General features: G+C 38.7%; 1 protein-coding gene. It reads right to left on the bottom strand.

Features of this window, described 5'->3' with window-relative positions:
- Nucleotides 1-1,107: 1,107 nt before the first annotated feature.
- On the bottom strand, nucleotides 1,108-1,200 hold a 93-nt coding region (locus AC1HJP_RS21110), incomplete at its 5' end, for an EF-Tu C-terminal domain-related protein (protein WP_480363461.1).

Here is a 1,200-nt window from a genome sequence, read left to right as displayed (position 1 = left end):
GGGGTCGCATTATAGGGAGACCAGAAAATTACGCAAGCCCTTTTTTAAAGAAAAATGCAAAAAACTGACTGTTCGCGTGCATTTTAAACGAAACGCCTATTTTTGATACTTTAATGCTGCTTTATTACACTATTCTGAGCAATAAATTCGATTTACACCCATATTAGGATTCATATCTATCTAGAAAGAATGCCTACAACTCTATTTCATTTATGCATGCTTTATCTACTTTATGTTTGAGAACAGTTTCACAGCATCTAATTGGTGTTGAGTTTTTATAAGCGTTTCTGACTACTAATCTAGTGGTTCGGTTTTTTGGACATGCCGGTAGCTATACATTATTTCTTTTACGCAAGAGTAGTGCAAAAGTTTAATGACAGAGTGCACAGCACTCACATTCCTTTTGCGCAAGGTGAAACGAGCCAATTTAACAATAGCTAACCTGCTATCAGATTTATAAGAGGTCTAGAGGAGCCCAGCTTCATGGATGAATTACAACTTAGAACTAGCCTGAAGTAAGTTTCACAACTACTTAAACCTCTAAGCTTTGTGGCATTAACTAAAGTCGATATTACTCAACGATAGTTGCTACAACACCAGCACCGTTCTGGTAAAGTGCGTCACCTTCATAGGCTGCACTAAATTTCAGGCATTAAAAACGGCCATAAAGTGCAAAAGTTTAATGACAGAGTGCGCAGCACTCTCATTCCTTTTGCGCAAGGTGAAGAAAGCTAATTTAACACTCGCTAACCTTCTATCCTCTAAGTCTTATACCCCTAAAAACAAAAAAACCGAGCATAAGCTCGGTTTTTTTAATGCTTTGTGGTATTAACTAAAGTCGATATTACTCAACGATAGTTGCTACAACACCAGCACCTATCTGGTAAAGTGCGCCACCTTCATAGGCTGCACTAAATTAAAGGCATTAAAAGTGCAAAAGTTTAATGACAGAGTGCGCAGCACTCTCATTCCTTTTGCGCAAGGTGAAGCAAGCTAATTTAACAATCGCTAACCTTCTATCCTCTAAATCTTATACACCTAAAAACAAAAAAACCGAGCCTAAGCTCGGTTTTTTTTAATGCTTTGTGGCATTAACTAAAGTTGATATTACTCAACGATAGTTGCTACAACACCAGCACCTACTGTACGGCCACCTTCACGGATCGCGAAACGTAGACCTTCGTCCATCGCGATTGGAAC

This window comes from Pseudoalteromonas sp. NFXS53 (genome assembly GCF_056629255.1).
The sequence above is the reverse complement of the archived record's forward strand: the minus strand, read 5'-3'. Positions and strand labels throughout refer to the sequence as shown.